General features: G+C 62.8%; 17 protein-coding genes, 1 tRNA gene and 1 pseudogene. 8 read left to right on the top strand and 11 right to left on the bottom strand.

Annotated elements, in window-relative coordinates:
- Positions 1 to 105 precede the first annotated feature (105 nt).
- The 3 genes from fabV to R6G97_RS07390 form a co-directional block, all read right to left on the bottom strand.
- Positions 106 to 1,317, bottom strand: a complete 1,212-nt coding sequence (fabV, locus tag R6G97_RS07400) for an enoyl-ACP reductase FabV (protein ID WP_070576356.1) — start codon at positions 1,315 to 1,317, stop codon at positions 106 to 108.
- Positions 1,318 to 1,469: 152 nt separating this feature from the next.
- On the bottom strand, positions 1,470 to 2,003 hold the full coding sequence (locus R6G97_RS07395; protein WP_317847957.1) for a cytochrome b/b6 domain-containing protein: 534 nt from the start codon (positions 2,001 to 2,003) through the stop codon (positions 1,470 to 1,472).
- On the bottom strand, positions 2,003 to 2,278 hold the full coding sequence (locus R6G97_RS07390; protein ID WP_317847956.1) for a PepSY domain-containing protein: 276 nt from the start codon (positions 2,276 to 2,278) through the stop codon (positions 2,003 to 2,005). Before R6G97_RS07390 ends, R6G97_RS07395 begins: the two co-directional genes overlap by 1 nt.
- A gap of 218 nt (positions 2,279 to 2,496) precedes the next feature.
- On the opposite strand from R6G97_RS07390, the gene R6G97_RS07385 reads away from it, so the two are divergent.
- Complete coding sequence (locus tag R6G97_RS07385; RefSeq protein ID WP_043209612.1) at positions 2,497 to 3,675, top strand: acetyl-CoA C-acetyltransferase; 1,179 nt, start codon at positions 2,497 to 2,499, stop codon at positions 3,673 to 3,675.
- A gap of 176 nt (positions 3,676 to 3,851) precedes the next feature.
- On the opposite strand, the gene metE is transcribed toward R6G97_RS07385, so the two are convergent.
- Positions 3,852 to 6,146 (bottom strand): 5-methyltetrahydropteroyltriglutamate--homocysteine S-methyltransferase, encoded by a 2,295-nt coding sequence (gene metE / locus R6G97_RS07380; protein WP_317847955.1) that lies wholly within the window; start codon positions 6,144 to 6,146, stop codon positions 3,852 to 3,854.
- Between the two features lie 261 nt (positions 6,147 to 6,407).
- Here metE and R6G97_RS07375 point away from each other — a divergent pair, with 261 nt between their 5' ends.
- Complete coding sequence (locus tag R6G97_RS07375) at positions 6,408 to 7,961, top strand: methylenetetrahydrofolate reductase C-terminal domain-containing protein (RefSeq protein ID WP_317847954.1); 1,554 nt, start codon at positions 6,408 to 6,410, stop codon at positions 7,959 to 7,961.
- Between the two features lie 93 nt (positions 7,962 to 8,054).
- On the top strand, positions 8,055 to 9,749 hold the full coding sequence (locus R6G97_RS07370) for a hypothetical protein (RefSeq protein ID WP_317847953.1): 1,695 nt from the start codon (positions 8,055 to 8,057) through the stop codon (positions 9,747 to 9,749).
- 167 nt (positions 9,750 to 9,916) lie between these two features.
- On the opposite strand, the gene R6G97_RS07365 is transcribed toward R6G97_RS07370, so the two are convergent.
- The gene (locus tag R6G97_RS07365; RefSeq protein ID WP_090346812.1) at positions 9,917 to 10,141 is read right to left on the bottom strand and encodes a hypothetical protein; all 225 of its coding nucleotides are present in this window, start codon (positions 10,139 to 10,141) and stop codon (positions 9,917 to 9,919) included.
- Between the two features lie 596 nt (positions 10,142 to 10,737).
- On the opposite strand from R6G97_RS07365, the gene R6G97_RS07360 reads away from it, so the two are divergent.
- Entirely contained in the window at positions 10,738 to 10,956 is a 219-nt protein-coding gene (locus tag R6G97_RS07360; protein ID WP_043209622.1) for a hypothetical protein, read from the top strand.
- Positions 10,957 to 11,289: 333 nt separating this feature from the next.
- Here the strand turns inward: R6G97_RS07360 and R6G97_RS07355 are convergent, their stop codons facing one another.
- The 3 genes from R6G97_RS07355 to R6G97_RS07345 form a co-directional block, all read right to left on the bottom strand.
- Complete coding sequence (locus tag R6G97_RS07355) at positions 11,290 to 11,727, bottom strand: acetyltransferase (RefSeq protein ID WP_317847952.1); 438 nt, start codon at positions 11,725 to 11,727, stop codon at positions 11,290 to 11,292.
- A gap of 715 nt (positions 11,728 to 12,442) precedes the next feature.
- Positions 12,443 to 12,518 (bottom strand) — tRNA-Thr (locus R6G97_RS07350).
- A gap of 82 nt (positions 12,519 to 12,600) precedes the next feature.
- On the bottom strand, positions 12,601 to 13,011 hold the full coding sequence (locus tag R6G97_RS07345) for a pilin (RefSeq protein WP_317847951.1): 411 nt from the start codon (positions 13,009 to 13,011) through the stop codon (positions 12,601 to 12,603).
- 218 nt (positions 13,012 to 13,229) lie between these two features.
- Between R6G97_RS07345 and R6G97_RS07340 the strand changes: the two genes are divergently transcribed.
- Genes R6G97_RS07340 through yacG form a run of 4 tightly spaced genes read left to right on the top strand, consistent with a single transcriptional unit; the run spans position 13,230 to position 16,126 of the window.
- Positions 13,230 to 14,438, top strand: coding sequence for a type II secretion system F family protein (locus R6G97_RS07340; RefSeq protein ID WP_043209633.1), 1,209 nt, complete (start codon positions 13,230 to 13,232; stop codon positions 14,436 to 14,438).
- 1 nt (position 14,439) lies between these two features.
- Positions 14,440 to 15,306, top strand: a complete 867-nt coding sequence (locus R6G97_RS07335; RefSeq protein ID WP_043209636.1) for a prepilin peptidase — start codon at positions 14,440 to 14,442, stop codon at positions 15,304 to 15,306.
- Positions 15,306 to 15,929, top strand: a complete 624-nt coding sequence (gene coaE, locus R6G97_RS07330; RefSeq protein WP_043209638.1) for a dephospho-CoA kinase — start codon at positions 15,306 to 15,308, stop codon at positions 15,927 to 15,929. Before R6G97_RS07335 ends, coaE begins: the two co-directional genes overlap by 1 nt.
- Positions 15,926 to 16,126, top strand: a complete 201-nt coding sequence (yacG, locus tag R6G97_RS07325) for a DNA gyrase inhibitor YacG (RefSeq protein ID WP_043209639.1) — start codon at positions 15,926 to 15,928, stop codon at positions 16,124 to 16,126. The genes coaE and yacG overlap by 4 nt, the downstream gene beginning before the upstream one ends.
- Positions 16,127 to 17,034: 908 nt before the next feature.
- On the opposite strand, the pseudogene R6G97_RS07320 reads toward yacG, so the two are convergent.
- From R6G97_RS07320 to R6G97_RS07310, 3 genes and pseudogenes are all read right to left on the bottom strand, one after another.
- Positions 17,035 to 17,142, bottom strand: a pseudogene (locus R6G97_RS07320) (IS3 family transposase); the annotation flags it as partial.
- 209 nt (positions 17,143 to 17,351) lie between these two features.
- Positions 17,352 to 18,773, bottom strand: a complete 1,422-nt coding sequence (locus R6G97_RS07315; protein ID WP_102081732.1) for an efflux transporter outer membrane subunit — start codon at positions 18,771 to 18,773, stop codon at positions 17,352 to 17,354.
- Entirely contained in the window at positions 18,770 to 21,949 is a 3,180-nt protein-coding gene (locus R6G97_RS07310; protein ID WP_317847950.1) for an efflux RND transporter permease subunit, read from the bottom strand. The genes R6G97_RS07315 and R6G97_RS07310 overlap by 4 nt, the downstream gene beginning before the upstream one ends.

The following is a 21,949-nucleotide window of genomic DNA, read 5'->3' as shown; positions in this document are numbered from 1 at the left end:
AGCCCGCGCAACACCTGGAAGGCGCTGCGCGTGTGGGCACTGGCGAAGCCTGCGAGAGGGCTTGCAGGCTTCAGCGAGTATCGCCCCAACGGTGGGGCGACAGGCTTACAGCTCGATGCAGTCGAACTTCACATCGGTGGCGACGTCTTCGTCGTAGTTGACGTCAGCACGCTCGAAGCCGAACAGATTGAGGAACTGCTTCTTGTAACCGGCATAGTCGGTCAGCTGGAACAGGTTCTCGGTGGTCACTTGCGGCCACAGGGCCTTGCAGGCGTCCTGAACGTCGTCGCGCAGTTCCCAGTCGTCCAGACGCAGGCGGGCCTTCTCGTCCACCGGCATCGGTGCGCCGTCGGCGCGGTACATGCGGTCGCGGAACATGCGGTCCAGCTGGTCCTGGGTGCCTTCGTGAACGCCCTTCTCCTGCATGATCTTGAAGACCATCGACAAGTACAGCGGCATCACCGGAATGGCCGAGCTGGCCTGGGTGACCACCGACTTGAGCACCGCTACGTTGGCGCCGCCCTTGATTTCGCTGGCCAGCTTCTTGTCCAGGCGCAGGGCGGTTTCGTCCAGGTCCTGCTTGGCCTGGCCCAGGGCGCCGTGCCAGTAGATCGGCCAGGTGATTTCGGTGCCGATGTAGCTGAAAGCCACGGTGCGTGCGCCTTCGGCCAGCACGTCGGCTTGGCTCAGGGCGTCGATCCACAGCTGCCAGTCCTGGCCACCCATGACGGTGACGGTGTCGGCGATTTCCTGCTCGGTGGCCGGCTCGATGCTGGCCTCGATGATGGTGTCCTTGTTGGTGTCGATGGCGGTCGACTTGTACGGCTGGCCGATCGGCTTGAGTGCCGAGCGCACCAGTTCACCGGTCTGCGGCAGCTTGCGTACGGGCGAGGCCAGGGAGTAGACGACCAGGTCGACCTTGCCGCCCATTTCGTTCTTGATCAGCTCGATGACCTTGGCGCGGGCTTCGTCGGAGAAGGCATCGCCGTTGATCGACTTGCTGTACAGGCCGGCTTGCTTGGCGAACTTGTCGAAGGCAGCGGCGTTGTACCAACCCGCGGTACCGGCCTTGGTCTCGGTGCCCGGCTTTTCGAAGAACACGCCCAGAGTGTCGGCCTTGAAGCCGAAGGCTGCGGTGATGCGTGCCGCCAGGCCGTAGCCGCTGGATGCGCCGATGACCAAGACCTTCTTCGGACCATCCTCGCGCACGCCCAGCTTGCGGGTGGCTTCGATCTGGTCACGGACGTTGAGCTCGCAGCCCTTCGGGTGAGTCGTGGTGCAGATGAAACCGCGAACCTTAGGATGAATGATGGCCAATGTCTGTACCTCTTCAGGTTTGTGCCGAGGAAGCGCGCCGCAGGGGACGGTTCCGTTTGATCAGAGGGTGAGACTACCCCCGCAGGTTATCCGACACATATTACGGGGGTGATTGGCGCGATTCAAAAACAACCTGGCGCTCAGGCATGCAGTCATCGCGGGTCTTGGGGCTGACGCCGTCGCCCGGTGAGCATCGACAGGGGCAGGTTTTCCTTCAGGCGCAGGCTTTCGACCAGTGCCGCGAGCAGGTGCACGCAGACCAGCGCCAGCAGCGCGTTGGCCAGGAAGCTGTGCACATCGTTGGGCCAATCGACGCCCCACAGGGCATCCACCTCCTGGGACAACCAGCCGGTCACTCCCAGCCCCACGACGCAGGTGAGCATCAGCACCATCACCAAACCGCCGATCGGCGTATGACCCAGTCGGTGGTAATGCTCACCCCGCCGCAAGGCCCGGGCATGCGCCGCAAGGCGCGTCGGGGTCGGCCAGAAGTCCGCCCAGCGCGCACTGCGCGGCCCGACGAACCCCCACACCAGGCGCACGCTCACCACACCGAGTGCGTAATAGCCCAACCACTGATGCCAGTCGTCACCTTCCTCGTTAAAGAACGAGTTGGCGAAGAACACGAACACCAGCGACCAGTGGCAGCACCTGAGCAAGGGGTCCCAGAGCCGCACGCTGGCCATCAGTCATGGATCTCGCTCTTGACCGCCTTGCCGCTCACCGGGTCGTGGTAGATCTCGACCTTGCGTCCGTCCTTGTCGAAGCCGTAGATCTCGTAGCAGTTGCCCTTGGTGATCTTGAACTTGTTGATGCGATAACCCTGCTCCTTGAGCTGGGCCTGGAACTGGTCGGCGTCCTGCCAGGTGCTGCGCTCGGCAGTGGTGCACTTGGGTTCGGCGAAGGCGCTGGCACTGGCACTGGCGAAAATTAAGGCAGTGGCGATCAGGATCTGGCGCATGACGGGAAGCTCCGTTTTGTTTTTGGAAACCGCAGTGTGCGACGCGAAGCTGAAGCCAAGCTTAGTGCCAGCGGCCTTTGGACGCCCTGAAACGACTCCATTGATTTGAATTTCAGATCAATGCAAAAGAAAAACAAACTTAACAAATGAACCAAACCCGCCGATGCTGCCGGTAATACGCCGAGCCGGCGTCCACCCCTTGCACGGAGAACAACAAGATGAACGACGTGGTCATCGTCGCCGCCACCCGTACCGCCATCGGCAGCTTCCAGGGTGCCCTGGCCAATGTGCCCGCTGTGGACCTGGGCGCCGCCGTCATCAAGCGCCTGCTGGAGCAGACCCAACTGGACCCGGCCCAGGTCGACGAAGTGATCCTCGGCCAGGTGCTGACCGCCGGCGCCGGCCAGAACCCGGCGCGCCAGGCCGCGATCAAGGCCGGCCTGCCCTACAGCGTGCCCGCCCTGACCTTGAACAAGGTCTGCGGCTCGGGCCTCAAGGCCCTGCACCTGGCTGCCCAGGCCATCCGCTGCGGCGACGCCGAGGTGGTGATCGCCGGTGGCCAGGAGAACATGAGCCTTGCGCCCTACGTCCTGCCCTCGGCCCGTACCGGCCAGCGCATGGGCCACGGCCAACTGGTCGACACCATGATCACCGACGGCCTGTGGGATGCCTTCAACGACTACCACATGGGCATCACCGCCGAGAACCTGGTGGAAAAATACAGCCTCACCCGCGAGCAGCAGGACGCCTTTGCCGCCGAGTCCCAGCGCAAGGCGGTGGCCGCCATCGAGGCTGGCCGCTTCAAGGATGAGATCACCCCGATCGTCCTGCCGCAGAAAAAAGGCGAGCCGCTGGTGTTCGACACCGACGAGCAACCGCGCCCCGGCACCACCGCCGAAGCCCTGGGTAAACTGCGCCCGGCCTTCAAGAAAGACGGCAGCGTCACCGCCGGCAACGCCTCCAGCCTCAACGACGGCGCCGCCGCGGTGCTGCTGATGAGCGCGAACAAGGCCAAGGCCCTGGGCCTGCCGGTGCTGGCGAAGATCAGCGCCTACGCCAGTGCAGGCGTGGACCCGGCGATCATGGGCATCGGCCCTGTCTCGGCCACCCAGCGCTGCCTGGACAAAGCCGGCTGGCAACTGGGCGAGCTGGACCTGATCGAGGCCAACGAAGCCTTCGCCGCCCAGGCCCTGGCCGTGGGCAAGGCGCTGGAGTGGAACGCCGAGCGCGTCAACGTCAACGGCGGCGCCATCGCCCTGGGCCACCCCATCGGTGCTTCGGGCTGCCGCGTGCTGGTGACCCTGCTGCACGAAATGATCAAGCGAGACGCCAAGAAAGGCCTGGCGACGCTGTGCATCGGCGGCGGGCAAGGCGTGGCCCTGGCGATCGAACGCTGATCCATCGCCCGGGGGGCGCAGAGCGCCCCCTATGGCCTGGGCCTCACACCTTGCCCTTGGCCTGCTTCACATCGCTCGCCAGGCCACCCGAGGCCTCCGCGATGGACTTCGTCTCTCGTGCCGGCACAAAAAAAACGCTACATCCATCACGATGTAGCGTCAGCTCAGGGCTCGAATCAGGCCAGTGCCGTACGGCGCAACTCCCGCGCCGCGGCCACCATGTTGACCAGCGCCGCCTCGGTCTCCAGCCAGGCACGGGTCTTCAGGCCGCAGTCCGGGTTGACCCACAGGCGCTCGGCGGGGATACGCTGGGCCGCCTTGTTCAGCAGCCCGATGATGTCGTCCTTGCTCGGCACGCGCGGTGAGTGGATGTCGTACACGCCAGGGCCGATCTCGTTCGGGTAGTCGAAGCGCTCGAAGGCCTCCAGCAGTTCCATGTCCGAACGCGAGGTCTCGATGGTGATCACATCGGCGTCCATGGCCGCGATCGACTCAATCACATCGTTGAACTCGCTGTAGCACATGTGGGTGTGGATCTGCGTCTCGTCACGCACGCCCGAGGCGCACAGGCGGAAGGCTTCGGTGGCCCATTCCAGGTAGTGCGGCCAGGCGCCACGGCGCAGCGGCAGGCCTTCGCGGAAGGCGGCTTCGTCGATCTGCACGATCTTGATGCCCGCCGCCTCCAGGTCCAGCACCTCGTCGCGGATCGCCAATGCCAGCTGGCGGGCCTGGACTTCGCGGCTCACATCCTCCCGTGGGAAGGACCACATCAGCATAGTCACAGGGCCCGTCAGCATGCCCTTCATCACCTTGTCGGTCAGATCCTGGGCGTACTGGATCCAGCCGACAGTCATGGCCTTCGGCCGGCTCAGGTCGCCGAAGATCACCGCCGGCTTCACGCAGCGCGAGCCATAGCTCTGCACCCAGCCGAAGCGGGTGAAAGCGTAGCCCTCGAGCTGCTCGGCGAAGTACTCGACCATGTCGTTGCGCTCGGCCTCGCCGTGCACCAGCACATCCAGGCCGAGGTGTTCCTGGATCTGCACGGCATGGCGAATCTCGCTCTGCATGGCTTCGACATAGTCGGCCTCGGTCAGCGTGCCCTGCTTGAACGCCTGGCGCGCCAGGCGGATCGCAGAGGTCTGTGGGAACGAGCCAATGGTCGTGGTGGGAAACGCCGGCAGATCGAGCCCCGCCCGCTGCTTGGCGATGCGCTGCGCGAAGGGCGACTGACGCTGGCTGTCCTTGGGCTGGATCGCCGCTACGCGAGCCTGTACCGCCGGCTTGTGAATGCGCGGCGACGTGGCGCGGCTGGCCTGCACGGCGCGGCTCTGGGCCAGCGCTTCGATCACCTCATCGGCCTCGGGCGTGTTGATCGCCTTGGCCAGCAACGCCACTTCCTGGCACTTCTGCACGGCGAAGGCCAGCCAGCTCTTGAGCTCGGCATCGAGCTGATCTTCGCGGGCCAGGTCCACCGGGCTGTGCAGCAGCGAGCACGACGGCGCCACCCACAGGCGATCGCCCAGGCGCTCGGCAGCGTAACGCAGCACGTCCAAGGCCTTGTCCAGGTCGCAGCGCCACACATTGCGGCCGTTGACCACGCCCAGGGAGAGGATCTTGTAGGCCGGCAGGCGGTCGAGGATGGTCGGGAACTGCTCCGGCGCCCGCACCAGGTCGATGTGCAGGCCATCGACCGGCAGGTTGGCCGCCAGGCCCAGGTTGTCTTCCAGGCCGCCAAAGTAGGTGGTGACCAGCTTTTTCAGCGGCGCGCGCTGCAGGATGTTGTAGACGCGCTCGTAGGCGTTCTTCCAATCCTGGGGCAGATCCAGCGCCAGGATCGGCTCATCGATCTGCACCCACTCCACACCTTGGGCGGCCAGGCGGTTGAAGATCTGGTCGTACAGCGGCAACAGGCGATCCACCAGCTCGAGCTTGTCGAAATCGGCGCCCTTGGTCTTGCCCAACCACAGGTAGGTCAGTGGGCCGATCACCACCGGCTTGACTGCGTGGCCCAGGGCCTTGGCCTCGTCCACCTCCTCGAACAACTGCTCCCAGCTCAGGGCGAACGCTTGGTCAGCGGTGAACTCCGGGACCAGGTAGTGGTAGTTGGTGTCGAACCATTTGGTCATTTCCTGGGCGTGGCCACCGCCACAGCAGCTGTCGCTGACGCCTCGCGCCATGGCGAACAGGGTGTTCAGGGACGGCTTGGCACCCTCGTGGCCAGCAAAGCGGGCCGGAATCACGCCGAAGGTCAGCGAATGGGTCAGCACCTGGTCGTACCAAGCGAAATCGCCGACCGGCAGCAGCTCGATCCCCGCGTCCTTCTGCACCTGCCAGTGGGCGGCCCGCAGCGCCTGGCCCACGGCGCGCAGGCCGGCTTCGTCCAGCTCGCCCTTCCAGAACGCCTCCTGGGCCTTCTTCAGTTCGCGGTCCCGACCGATACGCGGAAAGCCCAGGTTGTGCGCCAGTGCCATGTCTTATCCCTCAGAAATCTTGAAATTGAATGAGGGAATTTTCCCGGCTGAGCCATTGTGAGACAAACTCATTAAATTTGAGATCAACTCAAGAATTGCTCATGATCGTCGAACAGGTCGAGCGCAACAAGGACCCGCGAAAGGGCCGGCACAACCACCTCGAATGTCTCTTTCAGCGCATTTCCCTACGCAACCGGACATGACCCAACCCTCGCCCTGCCCCACAATGCCACCGTGCCCCAACCCGATACCCGAGCGCCCATGAGCCAGCTGAAAACCGCGCTGCACGACAACACCTTCGTCTGCATCATGGAGTTCGTGCCCAAGTCCTCCAGCGAGCGCTTCGCCAGCCTCGAAGCCCTCATGGCGCGCCAGCACCTGTGCGGCTGGCCCATGACCGTGGCCATCGCCGACCGGGTCGGCAGCCCCTTCGAAATGTCGCCGCTGGACGCCTATTCAAGCTTCAGGCAACCCCTGCCGGTCCTGTTGCACTTCTCCGGCAAGGACCGCGAGCGCCACCACTTGCTCGAGCAGTTGCAGCAGATGGACGCCGCCGGCCTCGACCAACTGCTGTTGCTCACCGGCGACCGCCTGCCCGGCCACGTCCCCGGCCAGCGCCCAGTGCGCTACCTCGAATCCATCGCTGCCCTGCAGACCGTGCGCCAGGCACGCCCCGACTGGCTACTCGGCGCCGGCATGCACCCGTTCAAGTACCGCGAGGAAGAAGGCGGCGCCCAATACTTCAAGGCCGAAAAGAAGCTCGCCGCCGGCGCGGACTTTCTGGCCCTGCAACTGGGCTATGACGCCAGCAAGCACCTCGAAGCCATCCAGTGGATGCGCCGCCAGCCCCACCCCAAGCCACTCACGGCCTGCGTGACGGGCCTCACCCTGGGGCGCGCGAAGATCTTCGAGCACGTCGCCGGCATCGTCGTCACCCCGTCCATGCACGATGTGCTCGCCGCCGAAGCCGAGGTCTCCAAGGCCCATGCCCAAGCCCGCAGCCTCGAACGCCTGGCCCTGCAGATCATCGGCCTGCGCCTGATGGGCTATGCCGGCATCCACCTCTCCGGCATCCACGACCTGGAGCAGCTGGACGCCCTGGAGCGCAGCCTCGAACACTGGCAGGCACGCCTGCACTCGCTGGAGCAATGGGCCCCCGCCTGGCAAGCGTGCTGGCAGATGCCCGGCCTGCCGGATGTCACCTTCCACCCGCCCGGCGCCAACTGGCGACTGGGCCAGTCCCAGGTCAGCGCCTCACCCAAGGAGACCGCGCGCTATCACCTGCTGCACGGCCTGCATTCACTGCTGTTCAGCCGCCGCAACCCACTGAGCCAGGCCTTCGGCTGGGCCGTGCAACGCCCGCTGTGGAACACCCCCACCGGCGCCCGCGTGCTCCATCGCCTGGAACGCAGTGCGAAAAGGCCTCTGGTCGGGTGCGACACCTGCGGTACCTGCCGCCTGGAAGACACCCTCTACATCTGCCCGGAAACCTGCCCCAAAGGCCTGGCCAACGGCCCCTGCGGCGGCACCACGCTCAACCGCTGCGAGTTCGGCGACCGCGAGTGCATCCACAGCGTGAAGTACCGCACCGCCAAGGCCGTCCGGCAAACCGCTGTGCTCACCGAACGCCTGATCCCCTGCATCGACGCCGACACCCGCCACCGCAGCTCCTGGCCCACCTGGTTCCAAGCCCCCGCCGCGACCACCACCATCGCCAAGCCCTGTGGCAGTGGCCTTGCGCCGCAGTCGACCACCGAGGCCACCCTCAAAGCACCTGCCCTGCACGCCAGCGAAGTGCCCGAGCTGGACAACTGAACCCACGGCGATTGGGCCCAAAGGTGGCCCTCCCCGCCCACCCCACTTACACTCACCGGCCATCAGGACAGCCAACGCAGTTCAAGGACCGGCATGAACGAAACGCTCTACTGCACCCAATGCGGCGCCACCCACACGGCCGAAGCCAACTTCTGCCACCACTGCGGCAAGACCGTCGCCAAGCACGACACCGGCACGGCGACCTTGCAAGACGCACAGCCTAGCCAGTCCCAGTCATCCAACTTCATCGCCAAACACTGGCGCGGCGAGTACTCGCTCGGCGTGTCCTACTGGCTGTTCGGCTTTCTCCTGACGCTGCTGATCATCGGCCTATCCCTGGCGATCGATACCGTCAGCGACGCCATGAGGCTAGGCACCCAGGGCCATGGCGTGCTGATCGTCGGCTATTACCTGGGCATCCTGGCGGTGTCGGTCTGGCAGTTCGTCGGCGTGTTCCGCTCGGCCTCGGCCCACGTTTCGCGCGGCGGCAAGGCCTTCTGGGCGATCCTGGCCAAGGTGCTGGTGTGCCTGGGCGCCATCCAGATGGCAATCAGCGTGGTCAAAGACGGCGTCCCCATCCTGCGCGAAGGCGTGGACATGATCCGCGGCACCGACAACATCCCGCCCTACGCCCTGCGCCTGATGCGCGACGACACCGAACTCGAAGTGGCCGGCGGCCTGCCCATCGGCACCACCGACGCCGTGCGCGACCTGCTCGATGCCTCGCCAAAGGTGCGCGTCATCCACCTGAACAGCACCGGCGGGCGCATCTACGAAGCCAACAAGCTCGCCGACTTGATCGCGCAACGCCAATTGATCACCTACACCCGCACCAGTTGCTCGAGCGCCTGCGCCCTGGCCTTCCTCGCCGGGCGCGAACGCTACATCGGTGAAAAAGGCCAGATCGGCTTTCACAGCGCCTCGGTCCATGGCGCCACCGGCAGCGACGAGCTGGACGTCAACGCCAGCTTCAGAACGGCACTTTCGCGAGTCGGCGCCTCGCCCGAATTCATCACCCGCGCGACCACCACCAGCCCCACGGACATGTGGTACCCCGATAAGGACACCCTCAAGCAACAGCACATCATCACCGAGCAGGTCGACTCCCGGTACTTCGGGCTGTCTGGCCTGACGCAATGGCGCGACGCCAACCAGATCGAACAGGCCCTGTTGAAGCAACCCGTCTTCGCGGCCCTGGCAGCCCACGACGCAGACAACTATGCCCACCTGAGAAAGATCGTGGTCGACGGCGTGCAGAGCGGCCGCTCGACCGTCGAGATCCAGGCCGGCATCCAAGCGCTGATCGCCACCTCCATCGTGCCCAACTACCTGGTCCGTGCCCCCGACCACGCCCTGCTACGCTACTGGCGCGCGCAGGTCGAGGAGATGAAGTTCTTCGGCAAGACCAACCCGGCCCATTGCCTGACCTTCCTCGGCCTGGACAACAACACGCCCAAAGTCGAGCTGATTCACCAGATCCCCAAAGCCCAGGCCAACGAAGACCTGGCAGCCCTGGTCGACGTGGTGGAGCAAACGGCCAAACACCCGGTACACGCCAAACCCTTGTCGGTGTACGAGCAAGACTTTCGCCGCGTGCTGATGAGCGTCATGGCCAAGGACCGCCGCGCCGTGGAAATCGTGGCAAACCCCGAGCGGTTCACCCATGAGCCCAAGGCGACCTGCAACAGCATGGTCCTGCTCTACGACACCATCCTCTCGCTGCCGGACTCTACCCTCTCGGCCGGCCTGCTGCGCAGCATGGCCGCAGACGTGGCCAACCCGCAGTAAGGAGCAGCGTGCGCAGTGGGAGCAGTGTGCGCAGCACGCCCCCTGTGGGAGCAGGTTTACCCGCGAAGAGAACACCACCGCTCTCCAACCCTCCCTTCCACTTATCAACAGCCCAAACAAAAGCCGCGTCCTGACAACAAGACGCGGCTTCAATCAAGCATCACGGGCTAACGGCCTACGCGCTCCTCATCGCCCAGCAACTTGCCACACTGCTCACTGGCCAACCGGCTGATGATCTTGATCGCCTGATGTATCCCCGCCGAGGCGCGAAAGCTCAGTTGGGGTTCGTGCTCGCACTCCAATTGCTCGTCGCGCTGCACCAGCGATTCGCCGAGCAGTTCGAGGGTCCAGACGTAGCTTTGCAGGGTGGTGAGGCGTTCGTGGTCAGTCATGGGGCACCTGCCTTGGGGCTGGCGTTGGGTTGCCCTGGGTGTGGATGGGGTAGAAGCGGTGGGAAGCCCGAGGAGTTGGGCGGTGGAGAGCGGATGCGAGGATCCGGAACAGACTTGTGATGGTCATGCATGAGGTCCTTTTCATTTGAAGCACCACGCCAACCGTCGCCAAACGATTAGGGTGGCAGCTGTACGCAGGTTGGCGAACCGAGGAAAAGGAACTCGGCAGACCCGAAGGTCTCCCACGCACAGCCGCCATTATACGAGACTGCGGGCACAAAAAAAGCGCCTGCAATCGTGATCTGGGCGCCATTGCGCCTTTTCGTTCGGGTCGCCAAACCCGGACGCGGAATTTGCCGCGACCGGGGGAATTTATCCCTGCGGCTCGATCAGCGCAAGGACTGGGGTTTGATCTGAAAGGTATTGCTACGAAATCCCACCCCGCCCGGCCATAACCCGACGGATAGCCATACCGTTGGGTACAGAAACGTCATTGAAACGATGAGTGGTTAGGGCTGAAATCCAGCAAGACGGCATAATGGCATCGCATTTTTTACGACCCCCACCACCACCCCGCCTTCGCGAGCCCCTTTGTAATGAATACCCAAACACGCTACTCGATCATCCTGGAACACAGCGCCGAGGTACTCCTCGAAAACGCCTCCATGGCCCAGGTGGAAGCGTTTTGGGATGACAACGATGAACGGTATTTCGGGTTGCGGATCGAAGATGAGCGAAGTGCTCATGCGCGGGTGATTGTCACGGATGAAGTGCCGGATGAGGAAGAGGATGGGGTTGTTGTGCTTTGCGCCTGATAGGCGGCACCAAAGTCCTTCACTAGAATTCTCGAAGGTGCCGCACCGGGGGCAGTTTCAGGCTCGATAGCCTTCAAACTCCCAAGCGTAAAATCGTACTAATTTACCTGCAAGCTCAGGCCAACTAGCCCCTTCATATTCGGATCGAAAGACTTTGCACGGCGATGACCAGTTTGAATTTTAAGTTGCCGTTCACGACCGGCCGCTTTCGACCCATTACGGATGTTCAAGCAACCCTCAAAAGCCGTGGCCAATCAAAGATCTCAACATCGGCCTAAGCTGATTTTGAATCGCCCCGAAGCAGAAACTTAGGAGCGACTCACGACTACATCCCTAGCCGGGCAGGCTCAGGTGTAGCAAGGGGAAGGGGCGTCCCTCGCCATCCAGCGGAGAACGACCTGTTTGAATGAACCCGTAATGTAGATAGAACCCTACCGCGTCGGGGTTTTGTTCATTCACATCAACACTCATCTGACTGCGCGATCTGCGGGCATGATCCAGCAGCGTGCGACCGATGCCTTTCCCTCGCAGACCGGGCTCGATGAAGAGCATCTCTACATGGTTTTCATTGAGCCCGACAAAACCTAACGGGCAGTCCTCAGCATCTACCGCAACCCATAACTCAACAGCGGGTAGGTAGATATCGCGGAGCTGTGGAAGCAATTCCTCAATATCGGATTCTTTCAGGAAGTGATGAGTGACGCGAACGGAGCGCAGCCAAATGTTGAGCAGATACGGATGGTCGGCGTTAGTAGCCTGACGAATGATCATAGAATCATCCTTTACACTTGATATAGGTAATGAGGCGCACTAGTAGATAGCGAACCCTATTAAGTGTCGGCAACTTGTATGACCGCTTCGCGAGTTAACGCCTGGGCGGTTCACGGCAGAGGTGGCCGGAAAGGAGGGAGGACGGACGATACTGAGAGGCTTTCGGGGCGTCAATAAAAATACGGATGGAACAGACGGTCGTCGGGCTGGCAGGGTCGAAAGCAGCCAGTTTTGACCAGCTAGCGAGGGACTAAGATGCAGCCCTGTTAGTGAGCAAAAGCGTCCTCCTATTAGCGACAGCACTCATTGGGCGGCCCGAAGACTGTGGATACTCCAAAGAGGCAGAAAGTCATGAACCGTAATGGCTTCACGCTAGTTATCCACAGGCGCATTCCAGATTCCCAAGCACGCGGCGTTTGTCGGGAATTGTGCCAATTAGTGTTTAGATTGCCGCAGCCCGCAGTGGGTAGTGAGAGCGATAGAAAACGATTAGCTCGTCAGCGGCCCACCTTTAACCAGAGATGATGTATTGGATGGCGCGGGCTGCGCCCGTGTTCGCGGGTGAACCCGCTCACACAGGGATCGTGCAGGCTCTGGGATGAGTAGGGCAGTCGCAGGTTGGGTGTGTGAAGTTTCAGCGGGCGACACGAACCCGCTCAGCGCCACACTTTTTCGAAGCACAAAAAAGGCCTGCATTGCTGCAAGCCTTGATGTTTGGTGCCGGAGACAGGAATCGAACCTGCGACCTTCGCGTTACGAGTGCGCTGCTCTACCGACTGAGCTACACCGGCGTGAGCGCAACGCTACCACTGCCGTGGCGGTTACGCAAACGCCTGTTTCGCCTCGCTTATTCCCCCTCCCCCGGCGCCTGGGTCAGGAGGCCTTGCACCCGGTCGGGGCGAGGTCTGCTTCGACGTTGGTGGTGCACGTCCAGCCGGTGGCGGAGCGGGTGAGCGTGAGGGTTTTGCCGAGCACGTTGGCGGGGGCCTCGGCGAGGGTGCAGGTGATGCTGGCCGTGCCATCGGCGGCGGTGCCGCGAGCGGTGATGGCGCAGTGGGCGGTGCTGGGCTGGCCACCGAGGGCGGTGACGTCGGTGACGTCCTTGCCTTCGTTCAGGCGCAGGTCCATTGCGGTCTTGAGTGCGGAGATTTCCGCAAGGCCGGCGCCGGCTTTGGCGCGGGCTTGCTGGTTGGTGTACATGGGTATGGCGATGGTCGCCACGATGCCGATGATCGCCACGACAATCATCAGCTCGATCAGGGTGATGCCCCGTTGCCCTTTCATGAACGCTTTTCCTTGTTGATACGGCTATGCCTGGGTTGCAGTCTCGGCCCCCGGGCAGACAGGCGCGCAGTAGAGCCGAACCGACACCTTTTGTCACCCCTGCCCGTCAGGTGACCGGGCTCGCTGGACTACTCTAGTGATCAACAGGGAAACCCGCCCGGTCAGGGACGCGACAAGCTGTTACGGGGCTTGTCGGGGCGGCAATTAAGGACGTTTGCATGAGCCATTCGACACGCATGTACGCCTGGGAAGGCACCACCATCAACGGCAACAAGATCAATGGCCGCACCGAGGGGCGCAGCCAGGCGTTCGTGCGGGCCGAGTTACAGCGCCAGGGCATCCGCGCTGCCCGCGTGCGGCCGGCGAGCCGGGTGCAGTGGCGCTGGCGCGCTGGGCGCGACAAGGCGGATGCGGCGGGCTTCAGCCGGCAACTGGCGACCTTGCTCAGGGCCGGGGTGCCGCTGTTGCAGGCATTCGAGGTGATGGGGCGCAGCGGTGGGGATGAACACCTGGGGCGGCTGCTGACGCAATTGCAACAGGATGTGGGCGCAGGGCTGGGCCTGGCCGATGCGCTGCAGCGTCACCCGAGGTGGTTCGACCGGTTGTATTGCAACCTGGTGCGGGTGGGTGAGCAGTCCGGCACGCTGGATCGGCAGCTCGAGCAACTCGCCAACCTGCTGGAGCGGCGCCGGGCGCTGCAGCGGCGGGTGCGCAAGGCGATGCTGTATCCGCTGCTGCTGTTGCTGACGGGCTTGGGGGTATCGGCGTTGTTGTTGCTGGAGGTCGTGCCGCGGTTTCAGGGGTTGTTCGCCAGTTTCGATTCGGCGCTGCCCCCGTTCACGCAATGGGTGATCGACTTATCCACAGCGCTGGGGCGGCATGCGCCGTGGTTGCTGGGCGCGCTTGTGATGTTGGGTGTGTCGTTGCGCCAGCTGTATCAACGCCATGCCCCTGCCCGCCTGTGGATATCTCGCCAGGTGTTGCGCTTGCCTGTGCTCGGCACGTTGCTGGCCGAAGCGGCGTTGGCGCGATTTTCCCGCAGCCTGGGCACGGCCTATGGGGCTGGGGTGCCGCTGCTCGATGCGCTGGGCACGGTGGCGGCGGTGAGCGGTGGGCCGGTGCATGAACAGGCGATTGGGCGGCTGCGCCAGGCCATGGGCAACGGCCAGGGGCTGCATCAGGCGATGGAAGCGGATGGGTTGTTTCCGCCGATGCTGGTGCAGTTGGCGGCGATCGGTGAGTCCAGTGGCACGCTGGACCAGATGCTGAACAAGGCCGCGGCCCATTATGAGGAACAGGTCAACCAGGCACTCGACCAGTTGACCGGCCTGTTGGAGCCGACCATCGTGCTGGTCCTTGGGGTGGTGGTGGGTGGCCTGGTGGTCGCCATGTATCTGCCGATCTTCCAGCTGGGTAACTTGGTCTGACATGAATCTTTGGATTGTTTTCGCCAATCAGCCGGTGCTGTTTCTGACCTTCGCCGGGCTGCTGGGGCTGTTGCTCGGCAGCTTCATCAATGTGCTGGCGTATCGCTTGCCGATCATGCTCGAGCGTCAGTGGCAGCGCGAGGCGCAGGAGGTGCTGGGCCTGCCGGTGGTGACGCATGAGCGCTTCGACCTGTGCCTGCCGGCCTCGCGCTGCTCCCATTGCGGCCATCGCATTCGCGCCTGGGAGAACATCCCGGTACTGAGCTATCTGTGGCTGCGCGGTCGCTGCTCGGCGTGCAAGGTTGCCATCGATGCACGTTATCCGTTGGTGGAGCTGGGCTGTGCAGTGCTTTCGATAGTGGTGGCCTGGCATTTCGGGCCGTCGCTGCAAGCGTTGTTCGCCCTGTTGTTGACCTGGTGCCTGCTGAGCCTGAGCTTGATCGATGCAGACCACCAACTGCTGCCCGACGTACTGGTGATGCCCACGCTCTGGCTGGGGCTGTTGTGCAATGCCTTTGGCCTGTTCACGCCTTTGCCCGATGCGCTCTGGGGTGCGGCCATCGGCTATCTGAGCCTGTGGGGGGTGTATTGGCTATTCAAGCTGCTCACTGGCAAGGAAGGGCTGGGCTATGGCGACTTCAAGTTGCTGGCCTTGATCGGCGCCTGGGGCGGTTGGCAGGTATTGCCGTTGACGCTGGTAATGTCATCGGTGGTGGGGGCGGTGATTGGGCTGTGCCTGTTGCGCTTGCGCCGAGCATCGATGGGGTCGGCCATGCCGTTTGGGCCGTATCTGGCCATTGCGGGCTGGATCGCAGTGCTCTGGGGTGATGAAATGTACGTCTCCTACCTGCAACTGTTTGGACACTGATGACCACTGCGGCATTTACCCCCTGGATTCTCGGGCTCACCGGCGGCATCGGCAGCGGCAAAAGCGCTGCGGCCGAGCGATTCGTCGAGCTGGGTGTACATCTGGTCGATGCCGACCAGGCGGCGCGTTGGGTCGTGGAGCCTGGCCGGCCGGCGCTGGCGAGTATCGTCGAGCGCTTCGGCGCGGGCGTATTGCAGGAGGACGGCCAGCTCGACCGCGCAGCCCTGCGCAAGCTGATCTTCGCAGACCCCGCTCAGCGCCAATGGCTAGAGGCGTTGCTGCATCCGCTGATCGGCCAGGAAATCTTCAGCTACCTGGCCAAGGCGGAATCGCCTTATGCGATCTATGTATCGCCGCTGCTGGTGGAGTCCGGCCAGATCGCGAAGACCCAGCGTGTGCTGGTGATCGATGCGCCACAGGAGTTGCAGATCCAACGCACCCTGGCCCGCGACAACACCAGCCCGGAACAGGTGCAGGCGATTCTCAAGGCCCAGGCCGCCCGCGAGGAGCGGTTGCGCCATGCCGATGACGTGGTGGTCAACGACCGAGACCTGGGCTGGTTGCATGAGCAGATCGATCGTCTGCATCACTTTTACCTGACTTTACGAGGAGGCCAGCCATGAGCCAGCCATTGACCGTTGACTGCCCGACTTGCGGGGCCCCTGTGGAATGGAGCGAGAAAAGCCCGTTTCGGCCGTTTTGTTCTGATCGTTGCAAGCTGATCGACCTGGGCGCCTGGGCGGCTGAGGAGCATAAGATTCCGGCTTCGGAAGAGTCGGAGGATGAGTTGTATTCCGGGGATCTGGAGCCGAGGCATTGATCGGTGGCGTTTTGGGGCGCATTGCGCCCCTTTGCGGCTCTAACTCTCTTTGACACCAAAGACTCTAAAAATCTGCATAACACCATGCTGCATGGTTCCATGCGGAAACATAACCATAAAGCGCATTGGGCTAGGAGTTTTATCAACACAGAATTTAAAGCAGTCTCTACACAGGGTCATCAAATGCGAAAGTTCATAAATTTCTGCCCAGCGCCTAAGCGAGCACAGCCTGTTCACTTCGGCCAGAAGTAACTCGCAGCTAGTATCAGTCCAAGCATAAAGTAAATTGAATAGAGAAGCGCGATTAGCCTTCGCTTTATCGTTATCGGAAAGATCCTGATATCCTCGGCATCAACCAACCCTCTTTTTATATAAGATTTAGAAGAGGCAAGCATCATACAAATGGAGACCAGACGTATCATCTTCCCCGGCATTCCTGCCTCAGCATAAGCCTGCCTAGCGGAAATCACCTCCAAGCTTCTCGGCATCAACGACTCGATGTAGCTCAAGTATCGCCAAGATACATAAACCAACAAAAGAATCGTCGTAACCATATACGACAAAATGAGCAAGCCTATTAATCCTGCAGTTGTCATCAACGATACCCTTCGTATAACGAAGTTCCTGCCAACGCCCCAAACTCCTCACCATAACTACCAAATACCGAGCCGCCTACTGCTCCACCTACAACGGTACAAACCAACCTTCCAACCGGCGATACCCCAAAAGTGACGCACATAAGTTGAGCACCGCTACCGCCGACAGCGCCACCTCCTATGCTCGCGAAAAGTCCACCTACCAACGCTCCGCCTTCCACAAATTTTGCTTCCTTGCATTCTTCCTCACGCCCCAAAGCGCAGGCTTTATGAATGGATAACGCCGTAGAACCCTGAATCGCCCCTGGTTTTCTAGACACTCTCCAAGCTCAGGAAATAGCGTTTCTCATACTCTACTGGAGACAGCTGCATAGCACTGCTGTGTCGGCGTTTAGGGTTATAGAACATCTCGATGTAATCGGGATGTGGGAGCCAGCGGTTTTTGCCTACTTTTGCCCAAGAGCAAAAGTAGGTCGCCGTAAAGGCGAAAAGCGCCGGTGGCGCCCCCACCAAACCCGGATATTCACACAGCCTGAAAGCCCAAGCCCCTCAAAAAAAAGCCCCGCAGACCAAAGGCCAGCAGGGCAAACGGTTGGGGAGGAACCAACCAAAGGAGTCCTAGAAAAACCTCAGCGAACGCTGGCCACCGCCTGCCCCTCAGGCTGCCACCCGCCCCCCAGAGCCTTGTAGATCGCCACAATGCCCCGATAAAGCTCAACCTCACCCTGCGCCTGCGCATCCTCGGCACTGAGCCGCTCCCGCTCCGCATCGAGCAGCACCAGATAATCGACAGTCCCTTCCCGATACCGCACCGACGCCAAGTCAGCCGCCTTGCGACTCGCATCGCTTTGGCGGATCAACGCCAGCAGCCGTTGCTGACGCTTGCCGTAATCACTGAAAGCATTGGCCGATTCTTCCAAGGCCAGCAGCACCTGCTGTTCATAGTTGGCCAGCGCCCCCTCGGCATCGGCCTTGGCGCCGCGCAGGCGGGCCCGGACGCTGCCCAGGTCGAACGCCGCCCAGGTAATGCTCGGCCCCAAAGCCCAGGCATTGGCCGCCGACGAGCCGATCTGCGACCCACGCGCCGCTGTAAAGCCCAGGAATCCACTGAGGCTCACCCGCGGGAATAGGTCCGCGGTGGCCACACCGACGTTGGCCGTGGCCGCTGCCAGCTGGCGTTCGGCACTGCGGATGTCCGGGCGGCGGCGCAGCAGTTCGCCGGGGTCACCCACCGGCAAGGCCTTGGCAATCGCCGGCAAGGCTTTGGGCGATAGGTCCACGCTCAGCGCATCCGGACGCTGGCCAAGCAGGGTGGCGATGCGGTTGCGGGCGCGCACTTGTTCGGCCTGCAACTGTGGCACGGTCGCTTCCACCGCGGCCAGGCGGGCATCGGCGCGAACCACGTCCAGGTCATTACCGACCCCGGCATCGCGCAGGGTCTCGGTGATGCTGCGCGACTCCTGCTGGGTCTTGAGGTTGGCCAAGGCGATCTTCTCGCGCAGTTGGGCGCCGCGCAGTTGGCCATAGGCGTCCACCAGTTCTGCGATGAGGCTGACCTGCAACTGCTGCAGGTCGGCCGCAGCAGCCTCCTCCTGCGCTTGGCTGGCCTCGATTTGCCGCTGGATGCGGCCGAACAGGTCCAGCTCCCAGGCCATGTCCAGGCCCAGGTCATAGCGCTCACTGTTGACTCGCTGCTCGGTCTGGCCAGGGATCTGGCCTTTGCCGATGTCGCTGCTGACGCGGCTGGTCACCACCGGCAGTTGGTCGTTCTCGGCGTCCTCGCGAATCGAGCGCGCTGACTTGAGCCTGGCGAAAGCCACGCGCAGGTCACGGTTGCCTTCCAGCGATGCCTGTACCAGTTGGTTGAGCACCGGGTCGTCGAACTGCTTCCACCAGATGCTCTCGAAGCGGCTGCGGTCCAAGGCCTTGGTCGGCAGTTCGGCGTCCAGGTGCGCAGGCTCGGTCGCCGGCGCCTGGTAGTCCGGGCCCACCGCGCAGGCCGCCAGGGCCAATGCCAGCAGGCTCGGGGTCAGGGGTTTGAGCAGGTTCATGCATGGCTCTCCAGCGAGTGGGCGCGCTCGGCCTTGCGGGCTTGGCGACGTTCGACGAAACGGCGGATCAGGAAGAAGAACACCGGCGTCAGGAACAGGCCGAACACGGTCACGCCAATCATCCCCGAGAACACCGCCACCCCCATGGCATGGCGCATTTCAGCGCCGGCACCGGAGGAGAACACCAGCGGCACCACACCCATGATGAAGGCGATCGAGGTCATCAGGATCGGACGCAGACGCAGGCGGCACGCCTCCAGCACCGCAGCCAGCGGATCCAGACCCTCGGCCTGCTTGTCCTTGGCGAACTCGACGATGAGGATGGCGTTCTTGCACGCCAGGCCCACCAGCACGATCAAGCCGATCTGGGTGAAGATGTTGTTGTCACCCCCCGAGATGATCACGCCGGTGATGGCCGACAGCAGGGTCATCGGCACGATCAGGATCACCGCCAACGGCAGGCTCCAGCTCTCGTACTGGGCGGCCAGCACCAAGAAGGCCAGCAATACGCAGAGCGGGAAGACGAACAGCGCGGTGTTGCCCGCCAGGATCTGCTGGTAGGTCAGGTCGGTCCATTCGAAGGTCATGCCGTTGGGCAGTTCTTCCTTGAGCAGTTTCTCCATGGCGGCCTCGGCCTGGCCGGAGCTGTAGCCGGGCGCGGCACCGCCGTTGATTTCGGCGGTGATGAAGCCGTTGTAGTGCATCACCCGGTCAGGTCCCGAGGTATCGCTGACCTTGAGGAAGGTCGCCAGCGGGATCATCTCGCCCAGGTTGTTGCGTACCTTCAGCTGGCCGATCTGTTCGGCGTCGAGACGGAACTGCTGTTCGGCCTGGACATTGACCTGGTAGGTGCGGCCAAAGCGGTTGAAGTCGTTGGTGTACAGCGAGCCCAGGTAGATCTGCAGCGTCTCGAAGATGTCGTTGATCGCCACGCCATGAGTCTTGGCTTTTTCGCGGTCGATGGCGGCATCGACCTGAGGCACGTTGACCTGATAGCTGGTGAACAGACCTGCCAGCTCCGGCACGTTATGGCTCTTGGCGATGATGTTCTGGGTTTCCTTGTACAGCGCTTCGTAACCCAGGTTGCCACGGTCCTCGATCTGCAGGCGGAAGCCACCGATGGTGCCCAGGCCCTGCACGGGCGGCGGCGGGAAGATCGCGATGTAGGCGTCTTGGATGTCAGCGAACTTGGCGTTCAGCGCCGCCGCGATGGCGGCCGCCGACTGGCTCGGGTCCTTGCGCTCGTCGAAGGGTTTGAGCGGGGTGAACACGATGCCGCTGTTGGGGCTGTTGGTGAAGCCGTTGATCGACAGGCCAGGGAAGGCCACCGAGTCGGCTACGCCAGGTTGCTCCAGGGCGATCTCGCTCATCTTCTTGATCACCGCCTCGGTGCGGTCGAGGCTGGCGGCGTCCGGCAGTTGGGCGAAGGCCACCAAGTACTGCTTGTCCTGGGCCGGGACGAAACCGGTCGGGGTGGACGAGAAGCCCAGGTACGTCAGGCCCATCAAGCCTGCATAGACGAACAGGGCGATACCGCTGGAACGAATGACCCGGCGCACACCGCCAACATAACGATGGCTTGCACGGTCGAAGAAGCGGTTGAACGGGGCGAACAGCCAGCTGCCCAGCAGTTTTTCCAGGAACCGCGAGAAGAGGTCCTTGGGCGCGTGGTGGTCCTTGAGCAGCACCGCGGCCAGGGCCGGCGACAGGGTCAGCGAGTTGAACGCCGAAATCACGGTCGAAATGGCGATGGTCAGGGCGAACTGCTTGTAGAACTGCCCGGTAAGGCCGGAGATGAACGCGGCCGGCACGAACACGGCGCACAGCACCAGCGCGGTGGCGATGATCGGCCCGGTCACTTCGCTCATGGCCTTTTGCGTCGCTTCCATGGGTTTGAGGCCCAGGCCGATGTTGCGCTCGACGTTCTCCACCACGACGATGGCATCGTCCACCACGATCCCGATGGCCAGCACCAGGCCAAACAGCGACAGCGCGTTGAGCGAGAAGCCGAACAGGTGCATCACCGCGAAGGTGCCGATCAGCGATACCGGCACGGCCATCAGCGGGATGATCGAGGCGCGCCAGGTCTGCAGGAACAGGATCACCACCAGCACCACCAACACCAGGGCCTCGAACAAGGTGTGCACTACGGCCTCGATGGAGCCGCGAACGAACACGGTCGGGTCATAGACGATGCTGTAGTCCATCCCCTCGGGGAAGTCCTTCTTCAGCTCGGCCATCTTGGCGCGAACTTCGTCCGAGATTTCGATGGCATTGGACCCCGGGCGCTGGAAGATCGGGATCGCCACCGCCGGCTGGTTGTTCAGCAGCGAGCGCAAGGCGTACTGGCTGGAGCCCAGCTCTACCCGGGCGATGTCCTTCAGGCGAGTGATCTCGCCGTTCTCGCCGGCGCGGATGATGATGTTCTCGAACTCTTCCTCGTTGACCAGGCGGCCTTGGGTATTGATCGACAACTGGAAGCTGGTCGCGCCAGGGGCGGGCGGGGCGCCCAGCTGGCCGGCGGCGACCTGGCGGTTCTGTTCGCGGATGGCCGCCACCACGTCGCTGGCAGTCAGGTTGCGCGAGGCGGTCTTGTTCGGATCGAGCCAGACCCGCAGGGAATAGTCGCCCATGCCGAACAATTGCACGTCACCCACGCCCCCCAGGCGCGCCAGCTCATCCTTGATGTTGAGGATGGCGTAGTTGGACAGATACAGCATGTCGTAGCGGTTGTCCGGCGAGGTCAGGTGCACGACCATGGTCAGGTCGGGCGAGGCCTTATCGACCGTGATACCGATGCGCGTCACTTCTTCGGGCAGCTTCGGCTGGGTCCGGGTGACCCGGTTCTGCACTTGCACCTGGGCGTTGTCCAGGTCGGTGCCCAGGGCGAAGGTGATGGTCAGGGTCAGCTTGCCGTCGGCGGTAGACTGCGAGGACATGTACAACATGTTCTCGACGCCCGTGATCGCCTGCTCCAGCGGTGCGGCGACGGTTTCGCCGATCACTTTGGGGTTGGCGCCGGGGAAGTTGGCGCGCACCACCACGGTAGGCGGCACCACTTCCGGATATTCGCTGATCGGCAGCTTGAACAGCGCGATGGAGCCTGCGATCAGCAGCACCAGCGAAAGCACGGCGGCGAAAATCGGCCGGGTGATGAAGAATTTCGAAAAGTTCAT

This window comes from Pseudomonas sp. HTZ2, from assembly GCF_033173945.1.
GTDB classification, from domain to species: Bacteria; Pseudomonadota; Gammaproteobacteria; order Pseudomonadales; family Pseudomonadaceae; genus Aquipseudomonas; species Aquipseudomonas guariconensis.
Note: the sequence above shows the minus strand (reverse complement) of the source record. Positions and strands in the feature narration are given on the sequence as shown.

Bases quoted from the DNA above. Each gene is read 5' to 3' on its own strand.
- R6G97_RS07370 (WP_317847953.1), top strand. From the start codon at position 8,055: ATGAACGAAACGCTCTACTGCACCCAATGCGGCGCCACCCACACGGCC.
- R6G97_RS07310 (WP_317847950.1), bottom strand. From the start codon at position 21,949: ATGAACTTTTCGAAATTCTTCATCACCCGGCCGATTTTCGCCGCCGTG.
- R6G97_RS07385 (WP_043209612.1), top strand. From the start codon at position 2,497: ATGAACGACGTGGTCATCGTCGCCGCCACCCGTACCGCCATCGGCAGC.
- metE (WP_317847955.1), bottom strand. From the start codon at position 6,146: ATGGCACTGGCGCACAACCTGGGCTTTCCGCGTATCGGTCGGGACCGC.
- R6G97_RS07395 (WP_317847957.1), bottom strand. From the start codon at position 2,003: ATGGCCAGCGTGCGGCTCTGGGACCCCTTGCTCAGGTGCTGCCACTGG.
- R6G97_RS07355 (WP_317847952.1), bottom strand. From the start codon at position 11,727: ATGATCATTCGTCAGGCTACTAACGCCGACCATCCGTATCTGCTCAAC.
- coaE (WP_043209638.1), top strand. From the start codon at position 15,306: ATGACCACTGCGGCATTTACCCCCTGGATTCTCGGGCTCACCGGCGGC.
- R6G97_RS07375 (WP_317847954.1), top strand. From the start codon at position 6,408: ATGAGCCAGCTGAAAACCGCGCTGCACGACAACACCTTCGTCTGCATC.
- R6G97_RS07365 (WP_090346812.1), bottom strand. From the start codon at position 10,141: ATGACTGACCACGAACGCCTCACCACCCTGCAAAGCTACGTCTGGACC.
- R6G97_RS07360 (WP_043209622.1), top strand. From the start codon at position 10,738: ATGAATACCCAAACACGCTACTCGATCATCCTGGAACACAGCGCCGAG.
- R6G97_RS07315 (WP_102081732.1), bottom strand. From the start codon at position 18,773: ATGAACCTGCTCAAACCCCTGACCCCGAGCCTGCTGGCATTGGCCCTG.
- yacG (WP_043209639.1), top strand. From the start codon at position 15,926: ATGAGCCAGCCATTGACCGTTGACTGCCCGACTTGCGGGGCCCCTGTG.
- R6G97_RS07335 (WP_043209636.1), top strand. From the start codon at position 14,440: ATGAATCTTTGGATTGTTTTCGCCAATCAGCCGGTGCTGTTTCTGACC.
- R6G97_RS07390 (WP_317847956.1), bottom strand. From the start codon at position 2,278: ATGCGCCAGATCCTGATCGCCACTGCCTTAATTTTCGCCAGTGCCAGT.
- R6G97_RS07340 (WP_043209633.1), top strand. From the start codon at position 13,230: ATGAGCCATTCGACACGCATGTACGCCTGGGAAGGCACCACCATCAAC.
- R6G97_RS07345 (WP_317847951.1), bottom strand. From the start codon at position 13,011: ATGAAAGGGCAACGGGGCATCACCCTGATCGAGCTGATGATTGTCGTG.